This window comes from Tolypothrix tenuis PCC 7101 (assembly GCF_963874875.1).
In the GTDB taxonomy this organism is placed as follows: Bacteria; Cyanobacteriota; Cyanobacteriia; order Cyanobacteriales; family Nostocaceae; genus Aulosira; species Aulosira tenue.
This window is the reverse complement of the sequence record NZ_CAWNJS010000001.1, coordinates 6,154,376-6,178,599: the sequence shown is the minus strand read 5'-3', so window position 1 is coordinate 6,178,599 and position 24,224 is coordinate 6,154,376. Positions and strand designations below refer to the sequence as shown.

The window sequence follows — 24,224 nt, the reverse complement described above, 5'->3', positions numbered from 1 at the left end:
CAAGCAACGGACAAAAGTAATAATCGATACATAATTTATTTCCAATACTACTTGTTGTTGCAACACGTAGACACATTGCTTTGCTCAAAAGCTTTGATATGTAATTACTTTGTGGTGTTTTTGATGCTGACAAACTCTAAGCATGGGTATATCTACCATCAACCTTACATCTATGTAATCCTAGCTAGGAGTTAGCTCAATGACCAAATTTGCAATAAGAAAGAATTTAATGCGGGGTTGTACCTTAGTAGTACTGACTTCTGTAGCAGCAGTAACCTTAAGCACAAGCCAAGCAAAAGCAGTTGTAATCAACTTTGATGATCTGTCTAGTGGAAGCCCTATCCCCAATGGTTACCAAGGATTTAATTGGGATAATTTTTATACTCTTAGCGGTTCCCAGTATGTACCATCTGGCTATAACAATGGAACAGTTTCAAATCCAAACGTCGCATATAATGCGTATGGATTTCCAGCTTCTGTAAGTATTAATAATAGTCAGTTTGACTTCAATAGTGCTTATCTGACAAGTGCTTGGAATAATGGGCTAAATATTGTTGTGGAAGGTTTCCTAAATGGAGTAACAAAATATTCACAAACAGTAACAGTAGATTCTACATCTGCGACGTTGTTTAATTTTAACTTCCTTGGTATTGATAATCTAAGATTTACCTCCTTTGGTGGTATTAATGCAGGTTATTTCGGTAGTGGCGAGCATTTTGCGCTTGATAACTTTACTTATAATCAATCTGCTAATGTCCCTGAGCCTGTGACTATTTTAGGTACTTTAACAGCAGCAGGTTTTGGTGTGATTTTACGTCGCAAACAAAAGCAACAACAAAAAGCTATAGCCAAAGCATAAGCTAGAAACTGCAACTATACATTAGTTGCGTACAAATCAACATATGTGATGGGTTTTAGGTGCTTAATAATTGAGTAGTAAAATTTATTACTTAATACTTGGCACCTATTCCTATGCACTTCTTACTGTAAGCTAGAATTGCTTGTAAAACCCATAGTAATCAAGAGTGACTTGATTATAAGTATAAAATCGTACTTTACTTATTATCTCGAAGAAGAGATTTACACAAATTTTATATGAAAAAAGCATTTACTTATTATTGGCAATCCTTATACAGTTTGAATTGTGGTATAAAATACCCTAAGTTTATAAAATATAGGGAATTTAAAGATTTGATAAAAATCAAATAAAATTCTTGATTATAAATAGGTTACACGTAATGATAATTACGGCATTTTCAGGATAATTACGTAAAAAATCAACTACAGCCGTAACCAAACCTATATGAGTTACCTCATGTTTTGTTATCGAATAGGGTTGATCGGGGCTTTACCAGGGATATAACTACCATTAGCTTTTATACATTTTCCCGTAGTGGCGATCGCGGTGTTAGTTTTGGGGTCATTTTACCTTTTCGTGCGTCTACAGTAGAAATTAGCAAATTTAGGATGTTGCGGAGTTTTCAAGGTAATGGATCTGCGGAAACAACTGCGAATTATAATTTTGGCTCTCACTTTAGGTGGAGTACTGTTAGTTTTAGTGAAGGTTTTGCTGACTACAACTATAGAAAAGCCAAAATCAGAACAGTTGAGGAGTGAATCTCACGCTATTGCATCGTTTGAAGATGACAATTACATAGTTTTACGCTGATATGCAGATGATCAATTTCTCCTTATCAGGAGTAAATCAGGGTGAACACCAGATTAAGGTTTTATGCAAAAGAAATATATTTGCTAATTTCTATAACTAGAATGTTTTAGCAACCGTCTGGTGTTATTTGAAATAATCGCAGCAACACCTTGATCGCAAACCTGGGAGTCTCGTCTTTTCAAATCTTTCTTTTTATTGTGCTAGGAACATGACAAAATCAAGTAGTGATAAATTCATTCCCGGATTGGTGCAAGAACTACAGGAGTTTGCTTTTAGTCAAACAGGGTCAACGAAGATTTTACGAATGCTTGGCTATGGACTGCTGATATTAGCATTATTCGATGTGGTTGAGATGTTTGTCCCACCCAATTTTATGAATCCTGCGTGGGAATTTCAAACTTTTGGATCGCTGGTTGAAAGAGTACCTGTACCTTTAATTGGGTTAGCACTGGTATTTTATGGAGAGATGCATTCTCGCAACAAATGGGAATTTCTGAGTTTAAAGCTAATATCTTGGTTAACTTTATTATTAGCAGTCGTATTTTTGTTAATGATTCCTTTGGGAGTTGGTAATACTGTTCGTTTGAGTAAGCAGAGTGCAGCTCAAATTAGCAATGCATCTAAACAACAAATATCTCAAGCAGAACAAGTAGAACAAAGATTAAATCAGGCTACTCCAGAACAAATAGGTAATATATTAAGGGAACAAGGGCGTTCATTAGATGGTAAAAGCCCTCAGGAAGTAAAAACCCAAATCTTATCAGAAGTAACTAGGGTCAAATCACAAATTAAGACTCAAGCACAAGCCACAGAATCTTCCCAGAAACTCACTTTAATCAAAAATTCTGTGAAATGGAATCTTGGCGCTTTAGTTTCTGCAACTTTATTTTTTAGCTTTTGGAAAGCAACCCAATGGGCAAGAATTAGTCGGTAATTAAAACAAAAATTTTCAGCGCCTTAAGCTATAAAATAGGGTGGGCATTGCCCACCCTATTTATGTTTTATCAAGTATGGTTAACTTGTTAAGAATTAAACTTTAGCTAATTCTGGTGTAGGACGCTTGCTATTACGAATTGCTGTAATTGCTTCAGCATAATCTGGAGCGTTAAATACAGCTGAACCTGCAACGATCGCATTAGCACCAGCTTCTAAAACTTGCCAAGTGTTATTGGCTTTTAGCCCACCATCAACTTCAATCCAAGGATCAAGACCGCGTTCGTCACACATTTGACGCAGCTTGCGGATTTTGGGTACTACTGTTGGGATAAAACTTTGACCGCCAAAACCAGGGTTGACGCTCATAATAAGTACTAAATCACAAAGGTCTAGTACATATTCAATTAGTTCTAAAGGTGTGGAGGGATTAAGTACAACTCCAGCTTGTTTACCGAGTTCTTTGATTTGTCCCAGAGTACGGTGTAGGTGTGGGGAAGCATTGTGTTCAGCATGGACTGAAATAATATCAGCACCAGCTTTAGCAAAGCCTTCAACATATTTTTCTGGTTCCACAATCATCAAATGGACATCCAATGGCTTTGTGGTTACCGGACGAATCGCCTCCACAACCAGAGGGCCTATCGTAATATTAGGTACAAAACGACCGTCCATTACATCAACATGAATCCAATCAGCTCCAGCAGCATCTACAGCACGGACTTCGTCACCAAGACGGCTAAAATCGGCTGATAAGATAGATGGAGAAATAACAATGGGCTTTTGAGATCGGTTTTGGGTCATGGCTAGTGGGTTTTCAAGCATCCTCGTCTGTAAGTATTGTAACAAAATATTGAGCGATCGCTCATAAATTTGATCCCGGGCAAGGGATTGGGGATTGGGGATTGGGGATTGGTGATGAGGCAATACTTGTCGGTTAAGGGGAAAAAGGGGAATGGGAAAAGGGAAAGAAAAAACCTTGTAGTATTGGGGGATAAAGGGGATGAGGGTAAATTACCAAGACCAAACACCCAACTCCAATTACCAATTACCAATTACCCAATGACAAATAACAAATGACAAATAACAAATGACTAAAAAACTAACTTGGATAATTTGGGGATTAGGTGCTTCTTGTTTAAGTTGGCCGGTAGTGGCTGCGGTTTATGAAACTTCTTTTGGCACCAATGGCATTGATGCTTTAAGGTTACACCAAGCTCCTTATAATTTAAGCGGGCGCAAAATTGCTATTGGTCAGGTGGAAATCGGACGACCGGGAATGTTTGGTTGGGATAAAGCAGTGTCTAAAAATCGTGCTATATCTCTAGCCGCAGTTTTTTTACGCAATGGCCCTGCTCAATCTAATAGTGGCGTTGACCCCCACGCCTATAATGTTGCTGGTGTGATGGTCAGTAAAGATAAAGCTTGGCCGGGAGTTGCGCCAGAAGCAAAACTTTATTCTTCGGCTGTTGGCTCAACTAAAAACATGGGTCAACCGGAAGAATGTATATCAGCACAACATATTGCCTTACAAAATGGTGGTGATGTTCGTGCAATTAATTTTAGCTTTGGCGAACCGCTCAATCGCGATCCGCGTCCAGAGGCTGTTTTAGATGGCAATGCTTTACTGACGCTATGTATTGACTGGTCTAGTCGCGTTCATGATGTTGTATATGCGATTGCGGGTAACCAGGGTAAAGGCGGTATTCCTATTCCTACAGATAATTTTAATGCCATGAACGTGGCTTTTTCATCCCGACGGGGAGGGATTTTTAATAAAGTTGATGTTTCTAATCTGGCTGGTGCTAGCCAAGGAGCAACTGCTAGGCTAGCAGGTAAGGAATTTAATATTGATGCAAGGCGTGCTATTAGCATAGTTGCACCTGGTAGTAATATTGCGCTGCTCAATCCCGATGGCAAACTGAATAAGGTTACAGGGACTAGTTTTGCAGCGCCGCACGTCACAGCTACCGTTGCTTTATTGCAGGAATTTGGCGATCGCCAGTTGCGAAAAAAACAACTCAATTGGAGCATTGATTCTCGTCGTCATCAGGTAATGAAAGCTGTCTTGATGAATTCCGCCGACAAAATTCAAGATAGTGGTGACGGTTTGCGGTTGGGAATGACGCGCACAATCATTGATAAACAAAATAAAGATTGGCTAGCTTCGGATGCTTATCAAGACCCCAAAATTCCCTTAGATTCGCAAATGGGAGCTGGTCATTTGAATGCATTTCGCGCTTATCAGCAATTTAGCCCAGGTCAATGGCAACCTTCAACTCCTGTACCTGCTATTGGTTGGGATTACCACACAGTAGATGCAGTTGCACCTGTAGAATATGCCCTAGCAAAACCGTTAAAGCAAGGAAGTTTTGTGGCGATTACTTTGACTTGGGACAGGTTGGTAGAACTCAACGATCGCAATAAAAATGACCTTTATGATGTGGGAGATAGTTTCCGCGATCGCGGTTTGAATAATCTTGACCTGTATCTTGTCAAAGCTGATGGTCAAAATCAAGATGCGGCTACTGTTTGCTCATCTGTTAGCCAAGTTGATAGTGTAGAACATATTTTCTGCCCGATTCCCGCAAATGGCAATTATAAAATCCGCGTGCAAATGCGCCAACAAGTTAACGAGCCTACTCAAGCTTACGGTTTAGCTTGGTGGACTGTACCCACTAGTGCCACTGGAGCAATCACAATTCCCAATCAGCCACCATCTGGCAATTAACAATTGCAAATCCTAAAGTCAATCAAGTATCCGAGTAGGGGCACAATATATTGTGCCTCTAAAATTATCTGTGATTGCAAGCCAAATTTTGCTTCTTCTTTTCACCTTTGGCGCTTCTTAATGATGGGTATTAACCTACATACCCTAAACTCATATATATGCTATCTGATGAATTGGCAAATCAGTGAGTATTTTTATCAATTCTACAAACAGATTGATCTCGAAAACTGAGCGTAATTAGTAGAGTATTTGTACTTGTTTTCAGCTATAATGTATCAGAGATTGCTAATATGCAAAGTCTAAATTCCACCATAGAAGCTTTGCATAAAATTCAACAGCAAACAATGAAATTTATTGATGACCAGCAACCCAAGAAACAGAGGACATTGGGTGGTTTTGTAGTCTAAAATACGTTTATCTAAAAAGCAGGAAATATTTGAGAATCCTGGGCCTGTGTAGCCGTCTCAATTAGCCTAGCTTATAAAAGTTTTACAGCTTTCCTGCAAATTATTTGCTGTTACCAAAACTGTAACAGACCCGGTTTTCTGCTTCTGTAAATGCCATAGTTAACACTTGACACATCATTTAGCGTCAACTTTCAAAGACAGCTAAAAATTAATGGCGAACGAGGTAGCAGAATGAATCGGCAGAAATTGAGTGGTGTGAAAGATAATTTCCTCCAAAGACGTTACGGTGTTCGATTAGGAAGACGTTACGTGCTGGCGGCTGCTAGCGTTGTGCTGTTCGGTGTTCTCGGCTGTTCTCAAATCAATAGTGATACGAGTGCTATGGCCCAATCTCGTTTGCCGAATTCCGAGTCTCCTGTGCAAAAAAAAACTGTCAACCCAGATACAAAACTAGTTAATGCTAACAACAAATTCGGCTTCAAACTATTTTCTGAATTATTGAAAAATGAAAATGGTGAAAAGAACGTTTTTGTTTCCCCTTCAAGTGTGGCGATCGCTTTGGCGATGACCTACAACGGAGCCAGTGGTTCTACGCAAAAAGCTATGGCGAGAACCCTGGAGTTACAGGGGATGAATCTATTAGAAATCAATTCCTCTTACGCAGCATTAAAGAAGCTATTAGAAAATCCTGATGCTAATGTGCAACTGACTATTGCTAACTCCCTGTGGGCAAATCAAAACACGAGTTTTCAGTCAGATTTCCTCAAGAGAAACAAGGATTTCTATAATGCCCAGGTGACGAGTTTAAATTTTCAAGATGCTGAAGCACCCAACATCATCAATAACTGGGTCAAGGATAATACACAAGGGAAAATTACCAAGATAGTCGAGCAAATTCAACCTGATCAAGTACTTTTTCTGATTAATGCCATATATTTTAAAGGCAAATGGAGCAATGAATTTGATAAAAGTCAAACTGCTACCTTACCTTTTTACCTAGCATCAGGTCAGCAGAAGCAACACCCGATGATGTCACAAGACGGCGATTATCGATACCAAGAAAATGACCAATTTCAGGCTGTAAGTTTGCCTTATGGTAAAGATGGAAAAGTTAGTCTTTATATCTTTTTACCTAAACAAAACTCCAACCTGAAAACCTTCTATCAAAGCTTGAATGCAGAAAACTGGGAAAACTGGATGGCTCAATTTAGAAAGCGCGAGGGGTCAATTCGGTTACCTAAATTTAAGACAGACTACGACGTTACACTCAACGATGCACTCAAAGCTTTAGGTATGGGGGAGGCTTTTAGTAACCAAGCTAATTTTGCTGGTATCGGTAAAAACCTTGCCATTAGCCAGGTGAAGCATAAAACCTTTGTGGAAGTGAATGAAGAAGGTACCGAAGCAGCTGCGGCTACCTCAGTAGCAATTACGCTCACATCTGCGGCTCCACCCACAGAACCATTCAAAATGATTGTTGACCGTCCCTTCTTCTGTGCTATTCGCGATAATCAAACAGGAAGTGTCTTGTTTATGGGTTCAATCATGGAGCCACAGTAATTGATTCATAACTCAAGATACCTTGCTGCCAAGCGCGTCTACAAAATTCAAAATCCATAATTTTGCATCAGTCTTATTCATGACTGGAGTCCTGAATTTTCGAGCAAACTTTTGTACAGGAAATTCTAGAACTTAAAATTATCCAATTTTGAAAGTGAAGAAGTCGATCGCAGTCTTCCGCCTCTGCTTCCTCTGCTGACACAACAAAGAATAACTTAGTTTCTCGATAATTAATTGCCTACGGTGAAGTAGCTTCTGAGATGCTCAAGGGGTTTTTCGCTTCAGGTTTTGGGGGTTCTTCGGTTGCGGGTGTAGCTTTTTCGCTGGAATTTGTATATTCATCAGTATCGCTGCTCAAGGATGTGGGACGAATCACGCTTAAAGCAGTTTTAATCACCACAGCTGTTGGTACTGCCACAATTACACCTAGAAGACCTCCAATTCTCGCCCCTGTTAATACTGAAATTACCACCAAGGCGGGGTTTAAACCCGTAAAGCTGCCTAAAATTCGAGGAGCAATTAAGTTTTCGAGAATTTGCTGTACAATCACCGCAGCCATTAACACTCTGGCTCCCATCCAAAAATCTTGCAGCGATACTAATAAGGTAGTCAAGGCGATACCCACAGAACCGCCAAAGGGGATGAGGGCCATAATCCCAATTGTTAAGCCAAATAACAGACCAAACGGCACTTTCAACCACAAAAACGTGGGGATGAGTGCCGATGCCATACAGGTAGATAAAATTAGCTGGGTAATAAAGAAATTTTGAAAGCTCAGGCGTACTGTTTGCGAAAAAGGCTCACGAACTTTTGTAGGTAACCATTCCACCAAACTTTCCCAGAGTTCCCCCCCATGCTGTAACAGATAAAAAGTCAAAATCATTGTCAAGACAAAGTCCAATAGACTAGTGACTGTGACTACAGCTAAATTGAGAACTTGTCCCGCGATCGCTTGCAATTGTCCCTTGACGCGATCGTTTATTTGCACGACTAGAGCATCCAGGTTAATTGGCAAGCCAAAAACCTCTGCTTTCTCATTTAACATCATTAACTGGGAGCGTCCTGAGTCAATCAACTCGGGTAAACGAGCCACGAGTTGTTGAGCCTGGGTAAGAGCTAGGGGAAATAGGGTAACACCCAACGCCAATAAAATTGATAAAGCCAAAAGAAATACTAAAATAGCAATCGGCTCTCGCCTAGCACCATGATGCTCCATCCAGCTAACAGGGTAGTTCAGCAGAAAAGCTAGCACTGAGGCTCCGACTAAAATCACAATTAACGAATGAAAGTAATTGAAAATTGCCGAAATCGCCCAACCATTAAGTACTAGCAACGGAATGAATAGTGCGATCGCTCCGGTGCGCGCTATGGGTGTTAGTGTTTCCCACCAGTCGAGTAGCTTGCGTGTCTGCATCTTTAGCCGATTACAGGATAGAACTAAATAAAATTCTGCTTTACAACCTAATTATCTCTAACTACATCACTGTCTTTCATCCTCCTAGTTTAGGATTAGACTCACCCAAATGGAAAATTTTTCCTTCACGGGACTGGGTAATGGCTAATGGGTAATAGGTAATTGGCAAAGATAAATAACTTTTGACTCTTGTACAGACGCGATTAATCGCGTCTCTCCAACCCTTGACAACTACCAAAGGACAAATAACAAATGACCAATGACCAATCCCCAATTACTGATGCCTCTCCTAAATTACAGCTAGTTGTGTATTTAATTCCAGTTATTGGCTTTTTTCCGGCGCTGTGGACACTATATCGTCGTCAAGGAAGCCGGGAACAACTAGCTACTAGCCGTCTGTCTATTACTTTGGCATTTACTTGGTTTTTGGCATACATTCTATTAGCAACAGGGGCCACAACTTCAGATTTTTTCGCCCTGCGTCTATTAATTCTCAATAGCTTTCTAACTTCTGGTTATTTTTTGGTAAATGTCTGGTTAATTTTTCGCATCATTCAGGGGAAGTCTCACCGTTTGCCAGGGTTTAGCCGTTTAGCAGAGCGAGTTTTAGGGAAGTATATGTCTTAATATTCTCAGAAATACTTCAGTCAGTATTATTACTGATTTTTTTTGCTAATTTAAAGATTATCTCTGAAGAGATCTGGTCAAACTGGTTTATTGTTGTCATACTGCAATAACACAATATTTAATTTCTGCTGAAAAAAGCAAAAGACTGCTATAAGTGTTGTGGTTGACACAACATTTAAAAACTAAGCACTGATAATTAAGAATTAGCTATTATGATTTGATTTGTCTGCATATTTATTAGTTTGCAAATGTACCGAATTTGATCAGTAAGTGTGAGGAAGTCCGTGACCATTCAAAGAACTTCGGCGGAAGAAAACCAATCAGCAAATGACTCTAAGGCTAGCAAAAGAAGTATACCAAACTCAAAATCTGGACGTTGGTTGTGGTTTTGGGTAGGTATGAGTGGCATTGCAATGGTTTCAGCAACAGCTGGGGCGCTGTTGGCTGTTTCTTTAACCAGTACACCTTTGCAGCAGGCCCAACTTAGCCCCCAAGAAGAAGCAGTATTTGATGGCGATCGCATTTCTGGCAGTGGATTGCGATTTTCACAATTAACTCGTCCTGTGAACATTTTACTGATGGGGATGAGCGTACTTCCACCTGATATCGAGAACCCTCCTGCTGATGCTAAAAATCTCGGCTACCTTCCACAGGTAAACTCCTTTGATGGTCTTGCTGATGTCATGCTCTTGATCAAATTTGATCCAGAGACAAAAAAAATGGTCATGCTTTCTATTCCCAGAGATACCCGTACAGAAATAGAAGGACATGGCGTGAAGAAAATTAATCATGCCAATCTTGAAGGCGGGCCTGCCTTAACTGCAAAAACAGTTAGTAATCTCTTAAATGGAGTAGCAATCGATCGCTATGTCCGCATTAATGTTTTGGGTGTAGCAAAGCTAATTGATGCCTTGGGTGGAGTTACAGTCTATGTTCCCAAGGATATGAAATATCAAGATGATTCTCAACATCTATACATCAATTTGAAGGCTGGTAAACAGCATCTTAATGGCGATCAAGCACTACAATTACTTCGTTATCGTCATGATGAATTGGGTGATATTGGACGAATTCAACGGCAACAAATGGTGCTGCGTGCGTTGATGGATCAGTCACTCAATCCTGCAACTGTAGCTCAAATGCCGAAAGTGCTAGATGTAGTTAAAGAATACATTGATACTAACTTGACAGTTGAAGAGTTAGTGGCATTAGTTGGCTTTGGCGTGCGAACCAATCGCTCCAATATGCAAATGTTAATGGTGCCTGGTCGCTTTAGCGAGAAGAATGAGTTTGATGCTAGCTATTGGTTGCCTAACAAAAATGCCATTGCTAAATTGATGACCAAACATTATGGTGTGGAATCAGCCCAAGCACAAGAAGAAAATAATGTTGAACCAGGTAATTTGCGGATAGCAATTCAAGATAGCACAGGTGGCGATCGCTCTAGCTTACGTCCTTTAATCAAATCCTTAGAAAAAGCTGGATATCGCAATGTTTATGTTGCTAAAGCTTGGGGCGAACCACTCGATACCACTCACATTGTCGCTCAACAAGGAGATGGCAATAGCGCAGAATTAGTTCGTCAACTTTTGGGATTTGGTGAAGTGAGAGTGGAAAGTACTGGTAATCTCGGTTCCGATATTAGTATTCAAGTAGGTAAAGATTGGGTACAACAAAAAGAGATTTTAGAAAAATCTACTCAACCTTAAGCAATGCTATGAATCTGATTATCGACATGAATTTAGTCTTAATTATCAAGCTGCACTACCTAAATTAAATAATTCCTAATTACTCAGGAACCTGAGAATTTAAAAAATCTCAATCTGTAGGGAACACCTAAAAATTTTTGGGTGTTCCCTACTTGCTAATAATCTATTTTTTGGCATTTCCTTAGACAAACTCTTAATAGGGTTCTGATAAGTATTTTGCATCTCCCTTGTGCTTTAGGAAAATATAAATAGGAAAAGGGGTAAGGGTGAATTCAATCCTTTTCCCCTTTTCCCTTTCCCCCTTAACCAAATACAGTTCAGTTAAGAAAATTCATTGATAACAAAACCAAAAAACTAGTTACTCAACAAAAAAACAGAACAATAATTTTGGAGGGGGTTTGGGGGACGCAACCGTCACCCAATCGGGGGTTTGGGGGAGAATCCCCCAATTCTTCTGGCTTTTTTAATAAGTGAAAAATCAATCACTAATGAGCTTAACCCAAGCGTATTTCCCCTTAAACGAACAAAAAGGCGTGGGGAAAACCTCACGCCTTTATCTGTTTGAATCTCACAATCATCATTTACCAATTGTCCGCCATACCTTTCTTGTAAGGATCGCCTGTAAATGGTTGTACACCAATCACAGGATAAGCATCATCATTAGGAGCAAAAATCCGCATTGCTGCCTCAGAAATATATTGAGTGATATTAGCGATAATTCTCGAGATAGACATAATATTAGACCTCTCTTTACGGCTCACTTTAGATTGGCTATGTCTATACTTTAATTCTGATATTCTGACCTTGCTTAGATTCTCAATATATCAATAATCTCTGCAATAGTTTTTCAGATAGCTTTGCAATACTTTAGCCTATTTGCAAGTTCAACTTCTATGTTTAATTCTAATTGTAAACCTGCTATTTTTAAAACCCTTACCCGGCATAGGTGCAGGTATTTTATTAAGATTATCTATTGTTACATTTCATTATAAATTTCGCAAGCGACGCGATTATTACTAACTATAACTATTAAAAAACATTAAATAAAAGCATGAATTAGTATTATTTTTCCCAAAAATCTAGCATTTTCTAGCATTCCCAAGCATGAACTCGGTAGAGGTTGACAATATTTATGGTAAAAGTTACCATAAATATCACAAGCATTCTTGTAAGGACGCTCTGGCATGACAACGCTCCCAGACTTGGAGATCAATGCAAATCAAGAAAGATGGCAAAATTGGTTCAATCAGGAACTCAATTTTGCTGCTGAGGATTACAGCCTGTTGACTGACCTTTATCAGCTAACAATGGCAGCTTGTTACATAGGTGAAGGTGTAGAACAAAAACCAGCAAGCTTTGAGTTGTTTGCCAGAAAGCTACCTGAAGGCTTTGGCTATTTAATTGCAATGGGATTGGCGCAAGCTTTGGAATATTTAGAAAAGTTGCGTTTTAGTCCTTCGCAAATCAAAGCTTTGCAGGCGACAGGAATTTTTGCCCATGCTAGCGATCGCTTTTGGTCATTGTTAGCCGAGGGGCGTTTTACTGGGGATGTTTGGGCAGTACCAGAAGGTACAGCAGTGTTTGCCAATCAGCCATTGTTGCGAGTAGAAGCACCACTTTGGCAAGCGCAATTAGTAGAAACCTACCTTTTAAATACTCTTAATTATCAAACTTTAATTGCTACTAGAGCAGCCAGAATTAGGGATGTAGCGAGTGAACAAGCCACACTTTTAGAATTTGGTACAAGAAGGGCATTTAGCCCCCAAGGTTCATTGTGGGCGGCGCGGGCGGCGTTAGCAGGGGGATTAGATTCAACTTCTAATGTGTTAGCCGCGCTACAACTCAATCAACAACCAAGTGGTACTATGGCTCACGCCTTGGTTATGGCACTATCAGCAATGGCAGGCAGCGAAGAACAAGCTTTTACAGCCTTTCATCGCTATTTTCCGGGTGCGCCATTGTTGATCGATACTTACGATACGATCGCAGCTGCCCAACATTTAGCACCAAAAGTAAATTCCGGAGAAATGCAATTGAGTGGAGTCAGGCTAGACTCTGGAGATTTAGTTAGCTTGTCCCAAAAAGTGCGATCGCTTCTGCCGACTGTACCAATTTTTGCTAGTGGCGATTTGGATGAATGGGAAATTGCCAGGCTTAAAGCTGCTGGTGCTCAAATAGATGGTTATGGGCTAGGGACAAAATTAGTTACGGGTGCGCCTGTCAATGGTGTTTACAAACTTGTAGAAATTGATGGCATCCCTGTGATGAAGGAATCTCGTGACAAAGCTACTTATCCCGGACGCAAGCAAATATTTCGCTCGTTTGTTGGCGGAATGTTGCAGGTAGATCGATTGGGATTAGCTACAGAAACTCCTCTCGATGCAGAACCTTTGTTGCAACTGGTGATGAAGCAAGGAAAAAAAATCCAATCACCAGAATCTTTAGCAACAATTCGCCAGCGTACTGCTGCATCGGTTGCTAGTTTACCAGAACAAACAAGGCGCTTAAATCAGCCTCTCTCAGTGAATGTGGAAATTTCTGCGGCGTTGCAAGATTTGACGCAAAAGACCAAGAAACCCGCAGAGGGACAGAGAACACAGAGGTAATACCAATTTGAAAAAATGATTGCGACATATGGATTCATACTAAGTCGGATATAAACAACCATTTCCAATTCAAAATCCAAAATCGTATAACATTATGAGAATTGCTTTGTTTGGTACTAGTGCCGATCCACCAACTGCAGGACATCAGGCTATTCTAAGTTGGTTATCTGAGCGTTATGATTGGGTAGCAGTTTGGGCGGCAGATAATCCTTTTAAATCCCATCAAACAGCATTAATACATCGGGCAGCAATGCTGCAATTATTAATTTCGGATATCCAGACATCACGGCACAATATTGCTTTGGAACAAGAATTGAGTAGCTTCCGCACCTTAGAAACCTTAGAAAAAGCAAAAATGCGTTGGGGAGAAGATCCCGAATATACTTTGGTGATTGGTTCCGATTTGCTGAATCAGCTACCCCGATGGTATAAAGTTGAAGATTTGTTGCGGCAAGTGCAATTATTAGTCGTGCCGCGACCGGGATATGCGATAGATGAGTCTAGCTTCGGGGAAGTGCAAAAGCTAGGCGGGAAAATTGCGATCGCCAGCTTGACTGGACTAGATATTTCCTCAACAGCCTATCGCGAAAATGGGGATTCCCAAGCCCTCACTCCCCCTATAGTTGCCTATATTAATCGAGAGCATTTGTACAAATGCCAGGACGCAGCCACAAAAAGTTTCCAACTCCGTTAAATCAACAACCTTTGGCTGATTTCAAGGTTGGTGTTGATAATGTAATTTTTTCTGTAGATACTGCCCAAAATCGACTGCTCGTGCTGTTGGTGATGCGGCAACAAGAGCCATTTTTAAATTGTTGGAGTCTTCCTGGTACTTTGGTGCGTCAAGGAGAATCTCTAGAAGATGCTGCCTATCGCATCATGGCTGAAAAAATCAGAGTTAAAAATCTCTATTTAGAACAGTTATATACTTTTGGCGGCCCCCATCGCGATCCCCGAGAAGCTACCGATAGTTACGGTGTGCGTTATCTCTCCGTCAGCTACTTCGCCTTAGTACGGTTTGAGGAAGCAGAATTAATTGCTGATGGAGTCACAGGTATAGCTTGGTATCCACTAAAAGAATTACCAAAATTAGCCTTTGACCACAATCAAATTCTCAGCTATGGACATAGGCGTTTGCGGAATAAATTAGAGTACAGTCCGGTGGCTTTTGAAGTTTTACCAGAAATGTTTACTCTCAATGATTTATATCAGTTATACACCACAGTTTTAGGGGAAAACTTTTCTGATTATTCTAACTTTCGCGCCCGTCTACTCAAGTTAGGTTTTTTGTGCGATACCGGAGTTAAGGTATCCCGTGGCGCTGGTCGTCCAGCTAGTTTGTATAAGTTTGATGCTGAGGCTTTTGCTCCTTTCAAGGATAAGCCTTTGGTATTTATTTAACTGCCAAGTCAAGAGTTGGAGAGACGCGATTAATCGCGTCTGTACTCAAGGGTCAATAGGCAATAGTCTAATCACCAATGACAAATAACAAATGACAAATAACTAATATGAAAATTGCGATCGCTCAACTAAATCCTAAAATTGGTGACTTATCTGGAAACGCTGGGCAAATTCTCCAAGCCGCACACAAAGCAGTAGCATCTGGGGCGCGGTTGTTATTAACACCAGAACTTTCTTTATGTGGCTATCCGCCAAGGGATTTATTGCTAAATCCCAGTTTTATAGCGGCGATGAATACAACTTTGCAACAATTAGCCAGAGATTTACCGCCAAATTTAGCTGTTTTGGTAGGTACTGTAGAAGAAAATTTTAAAGCCAATACCACAGGTGGTAAATCCTTATTTAATAGCATCGCTTTATTACAAAGTGGACAGGTAAAACAAGTTTTTCACAAGCGGCTTTTACCTACTTACGATGTGTTTGACGAAAACCGCTATTTTGAACCAGGATTACAAGCCAATTATTTCACCTTGGACGATTTGCATATTGGTGTTACGGTTTGTGAAGACTTATGGAATGATGAGGAATTTTGGGGTAAGCGCAGTTACGCAGTTAACCCGATCGCGGATTTAGCAATTTTGGGCGTGGATTTAATTGTCAATTTGTCTGCTTCACCTTACAGCGTCGGTAAACAGCAGTTCCGCGAAGCTATGCTCAAGCATAGTGCAGTGCGTTTTCAGCAGCCGTTGATCTATGCTAACCAAATTGGTGGCAATGACGACTTGATATTTGATGGTTGCAGTTTTGCCTTAAGTCGTCAAGGTGAAATTGTATCTCGCGCCCGTGGGTTTGAAACTGACTTGCTGATAGTGGAATTTGATGAAAAACAGCGAGATTTTAAGGTAGGTAAAGTAGCGCCTATTTATGACTCAGCAGATGCTGAAATTTGGCAAGCTTTAGTTTTAGGTGTGCGTGATTACGCCCGTAAGTGTGGCTTTACTAAAGTAGTGCTGGGTTTAAGTGGCGGGATTGATTCTTCATTGGTAGCTGCGATCGCAGTGGCTGCACTTGGTAAGGAAAATGTCTTTGGTGTGTTAATGCCTTCTCCTTATAGTTCCGATCATTCCATCAGCGATGCTTTAGCATTAGGAGAGAATCTGGGTATAAAAACCACTACCTTACCAATTGCCGAACCGATGAAAAGCTTTGACAACTCCTTAGCTGAGTTGTTTGCAGGTACTGAGTTTGGCATTGCCGAAGAGAATCTGCAATCTCGAATTCGGGGTAATTTATTAATGGCGATCGCCAATAAATTTGGCTACCTCCTCTTATCCACTGGTAATAAGTCAGAAATGGCAGTTGGGTACTGTACTCTTTACGGAGATATGAATGGCGGGTTAGCAGTAATTGCGGATGTTCCTAAAACCCGCGTTTATTCAATTTGTCATTGGTTAAATCGCAATGGTGAAATTATTCCCCAAAATGTTCTCACTAAAGCCCCAAGTGCTGAACTTAAACCCGGCCAAGTCGATCAAGATTCTCTTCCACCCTACGAAATTCTCGATGACATTTTAGAACGCCTGATTCACCAACACCAATCAGCAGCCGAAATTGTCAGTGCTGGACATGATGCAGTCATTGTAGACCGAGTAATTCAAATGCTAGCCCGTGCGGAATTTAAACGGCGACAAGCACCCCCTGGCTTAAAAATCACCGATCGCGCTTTTGGTACTGGTTGGCGAATGCCAATTGCGAGTAGTTGGGCAGCTTTAAAAAATACTTCAGGTCAAAGCATCCCTACTCCTACTTTAGTAGGCAGAGATGGCAAAGATACTAATCTGCGGATTAAGTAATTAAATATTACAGGTAAATATCTCTGGTGCTGATTGGTTTCTAGCCTGTGGCTGGGAACCATTTAGTCTTGACTATAGGTTTAGCGAAATCCAGGCATTCAGCCTAATAGTGTGGAGAAAATATGCGATCGCTTCAACTCCATCACACAGCTTAGGCAAGTCGGCGTTGCTCAATGAGAAATTAGGGAACAGCAATATAAATCTTCGGCAGCTACAGAATTCAAACTCCGATTGCAAATCAGCTCAAAGCTTTAAGCCTCGTAATATCATCCTTTAGCTTGATTCTATCCGAGACTCTACGCAAACATAATTCAGCTTTTCTGTACGAGTTCTGGCAATGTCGCTTCTAACTTGAGGCAGTTAGCACCATCTACTTGCAACTGATACTCTACTTTATCCATTAATCGATTCATAATTAGCCAACCATAGCCGCCTTCTTGTTTAGCCACAGGGTTTGGCGGAAAGTAGGTAGACATATCAAAGCCTTCACCATAATCCCAAACTTCTAAGGCCAAATCCCGTTCCTTAAGTTCTAAACGCAGTAACACTGGCAAATTAGGCTGTTCTTTATGGGCATGACGCACTACATTCGAGTAAGCTTCAACCAAAGCTAGCCGTAAACGACTTGATTGCCGTGACCAATCAACCGATTCTCCTAGCTGGATTTTCAGGCATCCCAGCAACCAGTTTTCAACGATGTTTAAAAAATTTAAGTCACTAGGTACGTGTAACTCACTTTTCATTAGTTATAAAACCTCCAATGAGAGTATAGTTTGGTCATCTTCTTGAACTTGGTTGTTTGCCTGGATGCGAGTTAGTAGATGGGTAAGAGAAAGCGGTTTTGGTTCCTGTTGTAAAAGTTGCCAAAGACCATCTTGATTGAGCATTGAACGGCTAAATCCTGGATTACCATTCCCAGTATTATCACCATTAAACACATTACTTGATACCATAGCTTCTGTAATTCCATCGCTGGCGAGGAGTAAGGTATCTTGGGGATTTAACACTAAACGACCAGACTGTGCTTGCCACTTGGGTAAAATACCTAAGGGAACGCTGCGTACCTTTAGATAGTGCGGTTGTTCGGTAGCAGTTGTAGGCGATGACCAGAGTAAGGGATAAATGTGACCAGCATTAGCATAAACTAGTTCCCTAGTGCTAGGGGTATAACAAGCTAAGACGAGAGTGATAAAGCAATTATTGCTAATCAAGTCATCAGACATAGCATGATTCAAATTCTGCATCACCACATTTGGTTCAGCTGGTGTTTCCTGAGATAATTCCCGACGTAAAACCGAAATGGCACTAGCCATGAACAAAGCGGCTGGAACTCCTTTACCAGAAACATCACCCACTGCTAACCACAAGTCACCTTTGGGATGAACAAAAACTTCAAAAAAATCTCCTCCTACCTCCCGCGCTGCATAGCAGCAAGCTTGCACTTTCACACCCTTGATATCTGGTAAACTTTGCCTGAGCAAATTATTTTGAATTTGGCGAGCCACTTCTAATTCAGCGCGAATTTGCTGCTGTTTTTCTTGCAGGCGCTGGTATAATTTTGCCTGGGAAAGGGCTAAGGCTGCTTGTTCCGCCACCCCTGCAATTAGTTGGATATCTTCATCTTGCCAAGAATGAACGCTACCTCTTTGGTAGAGAGCCAGAACAGCCAATAAGTGTTGTTGGTAAGATAATGGCACAACTAATTGGTGACATGGATTACCATCATCTGTACCTTGAGTCAGTTGGTATTGATGAGTTGCAAGGACTTTTTCGATTAACTCACTGGGATCGAAAATACTGCTTGATGCATTGTATTGAGGATTTTGGTAGGAATACAGGTCTGATGTGAGAGAATCACTCTCTACAGGCCTCAAAAAGCAACAAGTAGCTTCAAACGTCTCACCAATGGTGGCAACAATCTTATGTAGCATACTGTCGTAGTCTAAAGACTCCCGAATTGCTGTTGTCACTGCATTAAACAAAGATTCTCGCCGCAAAGCACGCCGCAACTCTTGGGTACGCTTTTTTACCAAACGATAAGTATCAGTAGCTTGTTCTACTAATGCTTTTAATCGTTGCGGATTCCAGGGTTTGGTGATGTACTTGAATACCTGACCAGAGTTAATTGCATCTACCAAGTCTTCGACATCCGTAAAACCAGTGAGCAAAATCCGAATCGTATCGGGAAAGCGTTCCACTGTGCGACTGAGAAATTCCGTACCATTCATTTCTGGCATTCTTTGGTCAGAAATAATCACCGCCATCTCGCCTTCTTTGTCTAATATTTCTAGGGCAGCGCGAGCATGATTGGCTTGATATACTTCAAAATCTCGTCTAAAAGTGCGGTAGAGTAAGTCTAAGTTATCTGGCTCATCATCTACCACCATGAGCTTAAGTTTGCATATTTCTACTTCAGTCATATTTGACTTTAACTTTTTAGATACTGCAATAGCAAAATAGTGTAATTTTTATCACACATAATAAATCATGACATAATCAAAAAATTACCTATAAAGAGAAGTTACCCACTTTGAACTTAAGAATTGGGTCAAAGTTGTAAATTTCTCTTTAAATTTCTGCACTGGGTGCTACAGCTAAAATCAACCCTATCCCACTAATCCAGAACGCAAGGCACGAACTGCGGCTTGGGTGCGATCGTCAGCACATAGCTTGTTCAAAATATTCCGAACGTGAGTTTTTACTGTACCGACTGTGATATAAAGTCTCTCAGCGATAACTGCATTACTACAACCTTCGACAATCAACTGTAACACTTCCAATTCCCTTTCTGTCAGCGTATAAGCATCTATATGTTCTGGATTTTCCCCAGGCTCAGAGGTAATAAAAGTATTTTTGGTGTCTAATGACACTTTATCCTGTTTAGCAGGATTTTGTTGTGCTTGTTGCAATACAATTCGCGCGATCGCTGGATCAATCCAAGCGTTGCCATTGTATGTGACTCGCACTGCTTCCAGTAAATTATCGAATTTGATATCTTTCATACAGTAAGAATCAGCCCCAGCAGCAAAAGCTGCTAGCACAGCTTCCTTGTTATCTCTTAGTGTCAAAATTAATACTTTTGTTCTTAAATCTTCTCCATTACTAGTAGATTTCAACTCCCGCGTTAACTCAATGCCATCTTTATCTGGTAACCCAATATCTACAATCGCAATATCCGGTTGTAGCATTTTTAGCATTTTTAGACCTTCTGCAGCATTGGCAGCTTCTCCTACAACCTCAATTTCTTCTTTTTGCAGTAGTGCTGTCCGAATACCCACACGGGTGAGGTCATGATCTTCAATAAGAGCAATACGAATTTTACTCATAGCCAAGTTCCGCCCGTTACACTACCTTAACTGTAAAATCGAGTTTACTCAAAAGTTCAAAATTTGTTAGAGATGCAATTGCAAGACATTTGCTTACAAATGTTAGAAGTGCGTTATGGCTTAGGCTAACACTTAAGGGTGTTGCTCTCACCACAGGCATTCATTCTCTCTGGGAACAATACACTTCAATCATAGAATCAACAGGGGTTTAGCCCAACCGAAAACCAAACATTAGCAAACAAGGATTTTCATGCTTAAAAGGCTTACACATAAATGCAAGAATTCGGAAGAAATACATAAATGCCTCTAGCGGAAAATTAGCATTTCCGCTATTCTTTGCGTAAATCATAGCTTTTTTGTATCCAAAGCTAGGTGTAATAGTCTATCTGGCAAAGCTAACCTAGTGCTTATACTGAGTAAAAAATACTAAACTCTAAGCTCTAGTCAAAGTCCCTTTTTCATTCAGCGGAGTTGGTAATTTATGACTGCTACATCTTTTATATAAGAAATTTTTATGAAGTTAAATATTGAAAATACTGTCACTATCTTATTTTTTAAATCAAGTGTAGAAGATAATTTACCGAGTTTTATCGATGTTAAAGACCTATTCGTTGTTGCTAAAATTACAACAAGCAATATATTAAAAAATTTGATAGACTAACGTTCTATAAATTGTGGTGAGAGGTGAAGGAAAAATTGGTTATGTCTAAACAGACGAAAGCGTTTTCAGTACTGGGAATACCAGTTCATGTGATGGCTAATTATCCTGCTTGGTTGCTGGAATGCTTAAAACAAGGTAAAGGCACTCATGTAGTCACTCTCAATGCAGAAATGACTATGCAAGCAGAGCGCAATGGTTCCCTAGCGAAAGTAATTCAAGATGCTGATTTAGTCATTCCTGATGGTGCAGGAGTCGTTTTGTATTTGCGCTGGCTTTTATGGCAAAAAGTGCAACGTTGTCCAGGTATTGAACTAGCAGAAACACTATTGCGAGATTTGGGACAAAAACAGCCAGATGCAAAAGTATTTTTCTATGGAGGAGCACCTGGTGTCGCTGCAAAAGCAGCCGAATTTTGTCAGCAAAGAATCCCAGGATTGACAATAACAGGTACTCACTCTGGCTATCATTCTAAACAAGAAGAAGAACAGTTGCGGCAAACTCTCAGCCAGTTGCAGCCACAAGTTATATTTGTAGGTTTAGGCGTACCACGTCAAGAATTATGGATTGCGGAAAATCGTCATTTGTGTCCCCATGCAATTTGGATTGGTGTTGGTGGCAGTTTTGATATTTGGTCTGGTGTGAAAAACCGTGCTCCTGCTTGGTTAGGAAATAACAATTTAGAATGGCTGTATCGGCTTTATCAAGAGCCTTGGCGCTGGCGACGGATGTTAGCTTTGCCAGAGTTTGCCTTCAAAGCTTTTGTTTATCACTTAACTGCAAGAGGTGCAATTAGTTAGCGATACAAGTTTTGAGTCCTCAGCCTTCAGTGGTAAGAATTACTTATTGTTGAAATACTCCAAGCAATTTGAGATTTTTGGTTTGAAATTTGTGATTCCTGGGTTTTGCCTGGGAATCATTAATTTTGTAAGGAATTGCAAATCTTGAAATCTCAGTCTGTACCTAACAATTCAGCAATGCCAGTATTAACCACTCAAGCAACCCAGAAGCAATTTGTTCATCAGGACATTGAAACTCAAAAACAAAGTAGCAACGCTCCAGTCATATTACGATTGTCTTCTGTGACCAAAACCTATACCAACGGCTGTCATGCTTTGTTGGACGTAAACTTAGAGGTAAAAGAAAAAGAATTTTTATTTATCACAGGCCCCAGTGGTTCTGGTAAATCAACTCTCTTGAAGTTACTGTATGGTGAAGAGTTAGCAACCGAAGGAGAAGTAATTGTCGATCAATTCAATATGGCATCTTTAAGGGGCGATCGCTTGTCATTATTACGGCGGCGTATTGGCATTGTTTTTCAGGACTATAAGCTGATTCGCCAACGAACAGTAGCTGAAAATATCACCTTTGTCTTGCAAGCTCAAGGTTATACCCGCAAGGAAATTCAACGTCGTTTAGAACCAACATTAAAACTAGTGGGTTTGCTTTCTAAAGCTGACTGCTTTCCCGATCAACTCTCTGGCGGAGAACAACAGCGAGTGAGTATTGCACGTGCAATTGTGGCAACTCCTCCACTACTTTTGGCAGATGAACCAACCGGAAACCTCGATCCAGATAACTCTTGGCAAATCATGCAGATTCTCCAAAAGTTAAATTCCTTTGGTGCAACTGTAATTGTTACTACTCATGATGAACAACTAGTACGTAAATGCAATCATCCAGTAGTACAAGTCCGTAATGGACAACTATATCGCAAATAAATAGTAGTTCTTAATCTTATGAATTTAGGCTAGTTGATTTTATTACTATTCGCCTGGATTGATTGTAGTCTTTACCGGATTGAGAAATTATCAGAGCTTTTCACAACTCATTGAGAAGTGCTATATCTTGACGATAATGCGGAAATGATTGACTTTGCATAGAATTTGAATTTGTCGGTACATCTTGAGACTGCCACCAGTTTGCATTAGACAACTTAATCAATTGAATCGGAATTTCAATGATAAACTCTGCACCTTTGCCAGAACTGGAAATACATGACAATGAACCACCGTGTTTTTCAGTAACAATTTGATGGCTAATTGACATCCCTAATCCTGTCCCTTTACCTGCTGGTTTAGTGGTGAAGAAGGGATCAAATACCCGCTTTTGGACTTCCTTCGGTATACCAGGGCCATTATCAGCAATCCGAATAGCAATACGATTAGCACCGACAATTTCTGTTTGAATCCGAATCATTGGTGATAAGGTACAATAACTATGTCCATCTCCCATTAACTCTTCCAGAGCATCAATGGCATTGCTGAGGACGTTCATAAAGACTTGATTCATTTGTCCAGCAAAGCATTCCACTGGTGGTAAGTTTCCATAATCCTTAACAACCTGAATTGGTGGATATTCTGTACTGGCTTTCAAACGATGGTCAATCATCATCAGTGTACTGTCTAATCCATCATGGATATTGACTTGTTTAACTTCCGCCTCGTCATGGCGAGAAAAATTGCGGAAAGATTGCACAATTTCCTGAATCCGTTGTGTGCCAACTGCCATTGAAGAAATAATCTTGGGTAAATCTGCTCTTATAAAATCTAGGTCAATTTCCTTTGATTTTTTAACAATCTCTGAAGTGGATTCAGGAAACTGAATTTGATAGAGTTTGAGCAGTTCTAACAAGTCATTGATATAGCAACTGGCATGATCAAGATTGCCATGAATAAAGTTTATGGGATTGTTAATTTCGTGCGCTACACCTGCTACCAACTGACCCAATGTGGCTAACTTTTCTGTTTGAATCAATTGAACTTGAGCATTTTTCAGGTCTTGTAATGCTTGCGATAATTCCTGAGTTCTTTCTGTAACCCTTTGCTCTAACTCTTGAGTTAATTTTTGCAATGCAGTTTCAGCGTTAGCACGTTCTGCAATTTCTTGTTTAAGACGCACATTTTGTTTTTCCATTGCTGCACTAATATTTTGCAGCTTCAAGTGAACTTGAATACGAGCTAGTGCTTCTGCTTGTTGAAATGGCTTAGTAATATAGTCTACGGCACCTAAAGAAAGTCCTTTGACTTTATCCACTGTGTCACTCAGGGCAGTCATAAAAATGATGGGGATATTTTTGGTTTTCGGATTTGCTTTTAGTCGACAACAAGTTTCAAATCCATCAATACCTGGCATCATCACATCTAACAAAATCAACTCTGGTGGATCGTATTCGATTTGCTTAATAGCACTTTCACCAGTCGTTGCAACTGCAACATCAAATCCGGCATCAGTTAGAGCTTCTGAAAGTACTTCTAAATTTGTAGGAGTATCATCAACTATCAAGATTAAATTGGTATCTGAGTTCTGCATTATACTGATTTTAAATTC

The 24,224-nt window shown here is 40.3% G+C and carries 20 protein-coding genes; 13 read left to right on the top strand and 7 right to left on the bottom strand.

Annotation, left to right across the window (positions count from 1 at the left end):
- Positions 1-199: 199 nt before the first annotated feature.
- The 3 genes from AACU25_RS24350 (at position 200) to hpsJ-A (ending at position 2,603) form a co-directional block, all read left to right on the top strand.
- The gene (locus AACU25_RS24350) at positions 200-859 is read left to right on the top strand and encodes a PEP-CTERM sorting domain-containing protein (protein ID WP_096580071.1); all 660 of its coding nucleotides are present in this window, start codon (positions 200-202) and stop codon (positions 857-859) included.
- Positions 860-1,489: 630 nt separating this feature from the next.
- Positions 1,490-1,669, top strand: coding sequence for a hypothetical protein (locus AACU25_RS24345; RefSeq protein WP_096580069.1), 180 nt, complete (start codon positions 1,490-1,492; stop codon positions 1,667-1,669).
- A gap of 208 nt (positions 1,670-1,877) precedes the next feature.
- Entirely contained in the window at positions 1,878-2,603 is a 726-nt protein-coding gene (hpsJ-A, locus tag AACU25_RS24340) for an HpsJ-like protein, cyanoexosortase A-associated (RefSeq protein ID WP_190445961.1), read from the top strand.
- A 95-nt stretch (positions 2,604-2,698) separates the two neighbouring features.
- Here the strand turns inward: hpsJ-A and rpe are convergent, their stop codons facing one another.
- Positions 2,699-3,406 (bottom strand): ribulose-phosphate 3-epimerase, encoded by a 708-nt coding sequence (gene rpe / locus AACU25_RS24335; protein ID WP_045868968.1) that lies wholly within the window; start codon positions 3,404-3,406, stop codon positions 2,699-2,701.
- Between the two features lie 286 nt (positions 3,407-3,692).
- Here rpe and AACU25_RS24330 point away from each other — a divergent pair, with 286 nt between their 5' ends.
- Both AACU25_RS24330 and AACU25_RS24325 read left to right on the top strand, forming a co-directional pair.
- Positions 3,693-5,333, top strand: coding sequence for a S8 family serine peptidase (locus AACU25_RS24330; protein ID WP_096580067.1), 1,641 nt, complete (start codon positions 3,693-3,695; stop codon positions 5,331-5,333).
- Between the two features lie 638 nt (positions 5,334-5,971).
- Complete coding sequence (locus AACU25_RS24325) at positions 5,972-7,300, top strand: serpin family protein (RefSeq protein WP_096580066.1); 1,329 nt, start codon at positions 5,972-5,974, stop codon at positions 7,298-7,300.
- A gap of 238 nt (positions 7,301-7,538) precedes the next feature.
- Here the strand turns inward: AACU25_RS24325 and AACU25_RS24320 are convergent, their stop codons facing one another.
- Positions 7,539-8,714, bottom strand: a complete 1,176-nt coding sequence (locus AACU25_RS24320; RefSeq protein WP_096580063.1) for an AI-2E family transporter — start codon at positions 8,712-8,714, stop codon at positions 7,539-7,541.
- Between the two features lie 252 nt (positions 8,715-8,966).
- Here AACU25_RS24320 and AACU25_RS24315 point away from each other — a divergent pair, with 252 nt between their 5' ends.
- Together AACU25_RS24315 and AACU25_RS24310 are read left to right on the top strand one after the other, a co-directional pair.
- Positions 8,967-9,341 (top strand): hypothetical protein, encoded by a 375-nt coding sequence (locus AACU25_RS24315; protein ID WP_096580061.1) that lies wholly within the window; start codon positions 8,967-8,969, stop codon positions 9,339-9,341.
- 284 nt (positions 9,342-9,625) lie between these two features.
- A complete protein-coding gene (locus tag AACU25_RS24310; RefSeq protein ID WP_096580059.1) occupies positions 9,626-11,050 on the top strand; it encodes an LCP family protein in 1,425 nt (474 codons plus the stop codon).
- 581 nt (positions 11,051-11,631) lie between these two features.
- Here the strand turns inward: AACU25_RS24310 and AACU25_RS24305 are convergent.
- The gene (locus AACU25_RS24305) at positions 11,632-11,784 is read right to left on the bottom strand and encodes a hypothetical protein (RefSeq protein WP_190446021.1); all 153 of its coding nucleotides are present in this window, start codon (positions 11,782-11,784) and stop codon (positions 11,632-11,634) included.
- A 450-nt stretch (positions 11,785-12,234) separates the two neighbouring features.
- Here AACU25_RS24305 and AACU25_RS24300 point away from each other — a divergent pair, with 450 nt between their 5' ends.
- The 4 genes from AACU25_RS24300 (at position 12,235) to AACU25_RS24285 (ending at position 16,910) form a co-directional block, all read left to right on the top strand.
- Positions 12,235-13,656 carry a nicotinate phosphoribosyltransferase gene (locus AACU25_RS24300; protein WP_096580057.1) on the top strand — a complete coding sequence of 474 codons (1,422 nt, stop codon included), beginning with the start codon at positions 12,235-12,237 and terminating at the stop codon, positions 13,654-13,656.
- A 94-nt stretch (positions 13,657-13,750) separates the two neighbouring features.
- Positions 13,751-14,350 carry a nicotinate-nucleotide adenylyltransferase gene (locus AACU25_RS24295; RefSeq protein ID WP_096580055.1) on the top strand — a complete coding sequence of 200 codons (600 nt, stop codon included), beginning with the start codon at positions 13,751-13,753 and terminating at the stop codon, positions 14,348-14,350.
- On the top strand, positions 14,311-15,057 hold the full coding sequence (locus AACU25_RS24290) for an NUDIX hydrolase (RefSeq protein ID WP_096580054.1): 747 nt from the start codon (positions 14,311-14,313) through the stop codon (positions 15,055-15,057). The genes AACU25_RS24295 and AACU25_RS24290 overlap by 40 nt, the downstream gene beginning before the upstream one ends.
- A gap of 107 nt (positions 15,058-15,164) precedes the next feature.
- Positions 15,165-16,910, top strand: a complete 1,746-nt coding sequence (locus AACU25_RS24285; RefSeq protein ID WP_096580052.1) for an NAD+ synthase — start codon at positions 15,165-15,167, stop codon at positions 16,908-16,910.
- Positions 16,911-17,221: 311 nt separating this feature from the next.
- Here AACU25_RS24285 and AACU25_RS24280 read toward each other — a convergent pair whose 3' ends face one another.
- The 3 genes from AACU25_RS24280 to AACU25_RS24270 all read right to left on the bottom strand — a co-directional run bounded on the left by AACU25_RS24280 (position 17,222) and on the right by AACU25_RS24270 (position 20,236).
- Positions 17,222-17,653 (bottom strand): ATP-binding protein, encoded by a 432-nt coding sequence (locus AACU25_RS24280; RefSeq protein ID WP_045874830.1) that lies wholly within the window; start codon positions 17,651-17,653, stop codon positions 17,222-17,224.
- A gap of 3 nt (positions 17,654-17,656) precedes the next feature.
- Positions 17,657-19,330 carry a SpoIIE family protein phosphatase gene (locus AACU25_RS24275; RefSeq protein WP_096580051.1) on the bottom strand — a complete coding sequence of 558 codons (1,674 nt, stop codon included), beginning with the start codon at positions 19,328-19,330 and terminating at the stop codon, positions 17,657-17,659.
- Between the two features lie 186 nt (positions 19,331-19,516).
- Positions 19,517-20,236, bottom strand: coding sequence for a response regulator transcription factor (locus AACU25_RS24270; protein ID WP_096580049.1), 720 nt, complete (start codon positions 20,234-20,236; stop codon positions 19,517-19,519).
- A 702-nt stretch (positions 20,237-20,938) separates the two neighbouring features.
- Between AACU25_RS24270 and AACU25_RS24265 the strand changes: the two genes are divergently transcribed.
- Together AACU25_RS24265 and ftsE are read left to right on the top strand one after the other, a co-directional pair.
- Positions 20,939-21,694, top strand: coding sequence for a WecB/TagA/CpsF family glycosyltransferase (locus AACU25_RS24265; protein ID WP_096580047.1), 756 nt, complete (start codon positions 20,939-20,941; stop codon positions 21,692-21,694).
- Positions 21,695-21,871: 177 nt separating this feature from the next.
- Positions 21,872-22,615, top strand: coding sequence for a cell division ATP-binding protein FtsE (ftsE, locus tag AACU25_RS24260; RefSeq protein WP_096580045.1), 744 nt, complete (start codon positions 21,872-21,874; stop codon positions 22,613-22,615).
- 100 nt (positions 22,616-22,715) lie between these two features.
- Here the strand turns inward: ftsE and AACU25_RS24255 are convergent, their stop codons facing one another.
- Positions 22,716-24,206: a hybrid sensor histidine kinase/response regulator gene (locus tag AACU25_RS24255; protein WP_096580043.1), complete on the bottom strand. Its 1,491-nt coding sequence runs from the start codon at positions 24,204-24,206 to the stop codon at positions 22,716-22,718.
- Between the last annotated feature and the right edge of the window lie 18 nt (positions 24,207-24,224).

Coding starts and splice junctions, on each gene's coding strand:
- AACU25_RS24270 (WP_096580049.1), bottom strand. CDS start 20,236: ATGAGTAAAATTCGTATTGCTCTTATTGAAGATCATGACCTCACCCGT.
- AACU25_RS24300 (WP_096580057.1), top strand. CDS start 12,235: ATGACAACGCTCCCAGACTTGGAGATCAATGCAAATCAAGAAAGATGG.
- AACU25_RS24345 (WP_096580069.1), top strand. CDS start 1,490: ATGGATCTGCGGAAACAACTGCGAATTATAATTTTGGCTCTCACTTTA.
- AACU25_RS24275 (WP_096580051.1), bottom strand. CDS start 19,330: ATGACTGAAGTAGAAATATGCAAACTTAAGCTCATGGTGGTAGATGAT.
- AACU25_RS24280 (WP_045874830.1), bottom strand. CDS start 17,653: ATGAAAAGTGAGTTACACGTACCTAGTGACTTAAATTTTTTAAACATC.
- AACU25_RS24290 (WP_096580054.1), top strand. CDS start 14,311: ATGCCAGGACGCAGCCACAAAAAGTTTCCAACTCCGTTAAATCAACAA.
- hpsJ-A (WP_190445961.1), top strand. CDS start 1,878: ATGACAAAATCAAGTAGTGATAAATTCATTCCCGGATTGGTGCAAGAA.
- rpe (WP_045868968.1), bottom strand. CDS start 3,406: ATGACCCAAAACCGATCTCAAAAGCCCATTGTTATTTCTCCATCTATC.
- AACU25_RS24285 (WP_096580052.1), top strand. CDS start 15,165: ATGAAAATTGCGATCGCTCAACTAAATCCTAAAATTGGTGACTTATCT.
- AACU25_RS24265 (WP_096580047.1), top strand. CDS start 20,939: ATGTCTAAACAGACGAAAGCGTTTTCAGTACTGGGAATACCAGTTCAT.
- AACU25_RS24295 (WP_096580055.1), top strand. CDS start 13,751: ATGAGAATTGCTTTGTTTGGTACTAGTGCCGATCCACCAACTGCAGGA.
- AACU25_RS24315 (WP_096580061.1), top strand. CDS start 8,967: ATGACCAATGACCAATCCCCAATTACTGATGCCTCTCCTAAATTACAG.
- AACU25_RS24325 (WP_096580066.1), top strand. CDS start 5,972: ATGAATCGGCAGAAATTGAGTGGTGTGAAAGATAATTTCCTCCAAAGA.
- AACU25_RS24305 (WP_190446021.1), bottom strand. CDS start 11,784: ATGTCTATCTCGAGAATTATCGCTAATATCACTCAATATATTTCTGAG.
- AACU25_RS24330 (WP_096580067.1), top strand. CDS start 3,693: ATGACTAAAAAACTAACTTGGATAATTTGGGGATTAGGTGCTTCTTGT.
- AACU25_RS24350 (WP_096580071.1), top strand. CDS start 200: ATGACCAAATTTGCAATAAGAAAGAATTTAATGCGGGGTTGTACCTTA.
- AACU25_RS24255 (WP_096580043.1), bottom strand. CDS start 24,206: ATGCAGAACTCAGATACCAATTTAATCTTGATAGTTGATGATACTCCT.
- ftsE (WP_096580045.1), top strand. CDS start 21,872: ATGCCAGTATTAACCACTCAAGCAACCCAGAAGCAATTTGTTCATCAG.
- AACU25_RS24320 (WP_096580063.1), bottom strand. CDS start 8,714: ATGCAGACACGCAAGCTACTCGACTGGTGGGAAACACTAACACCCATA.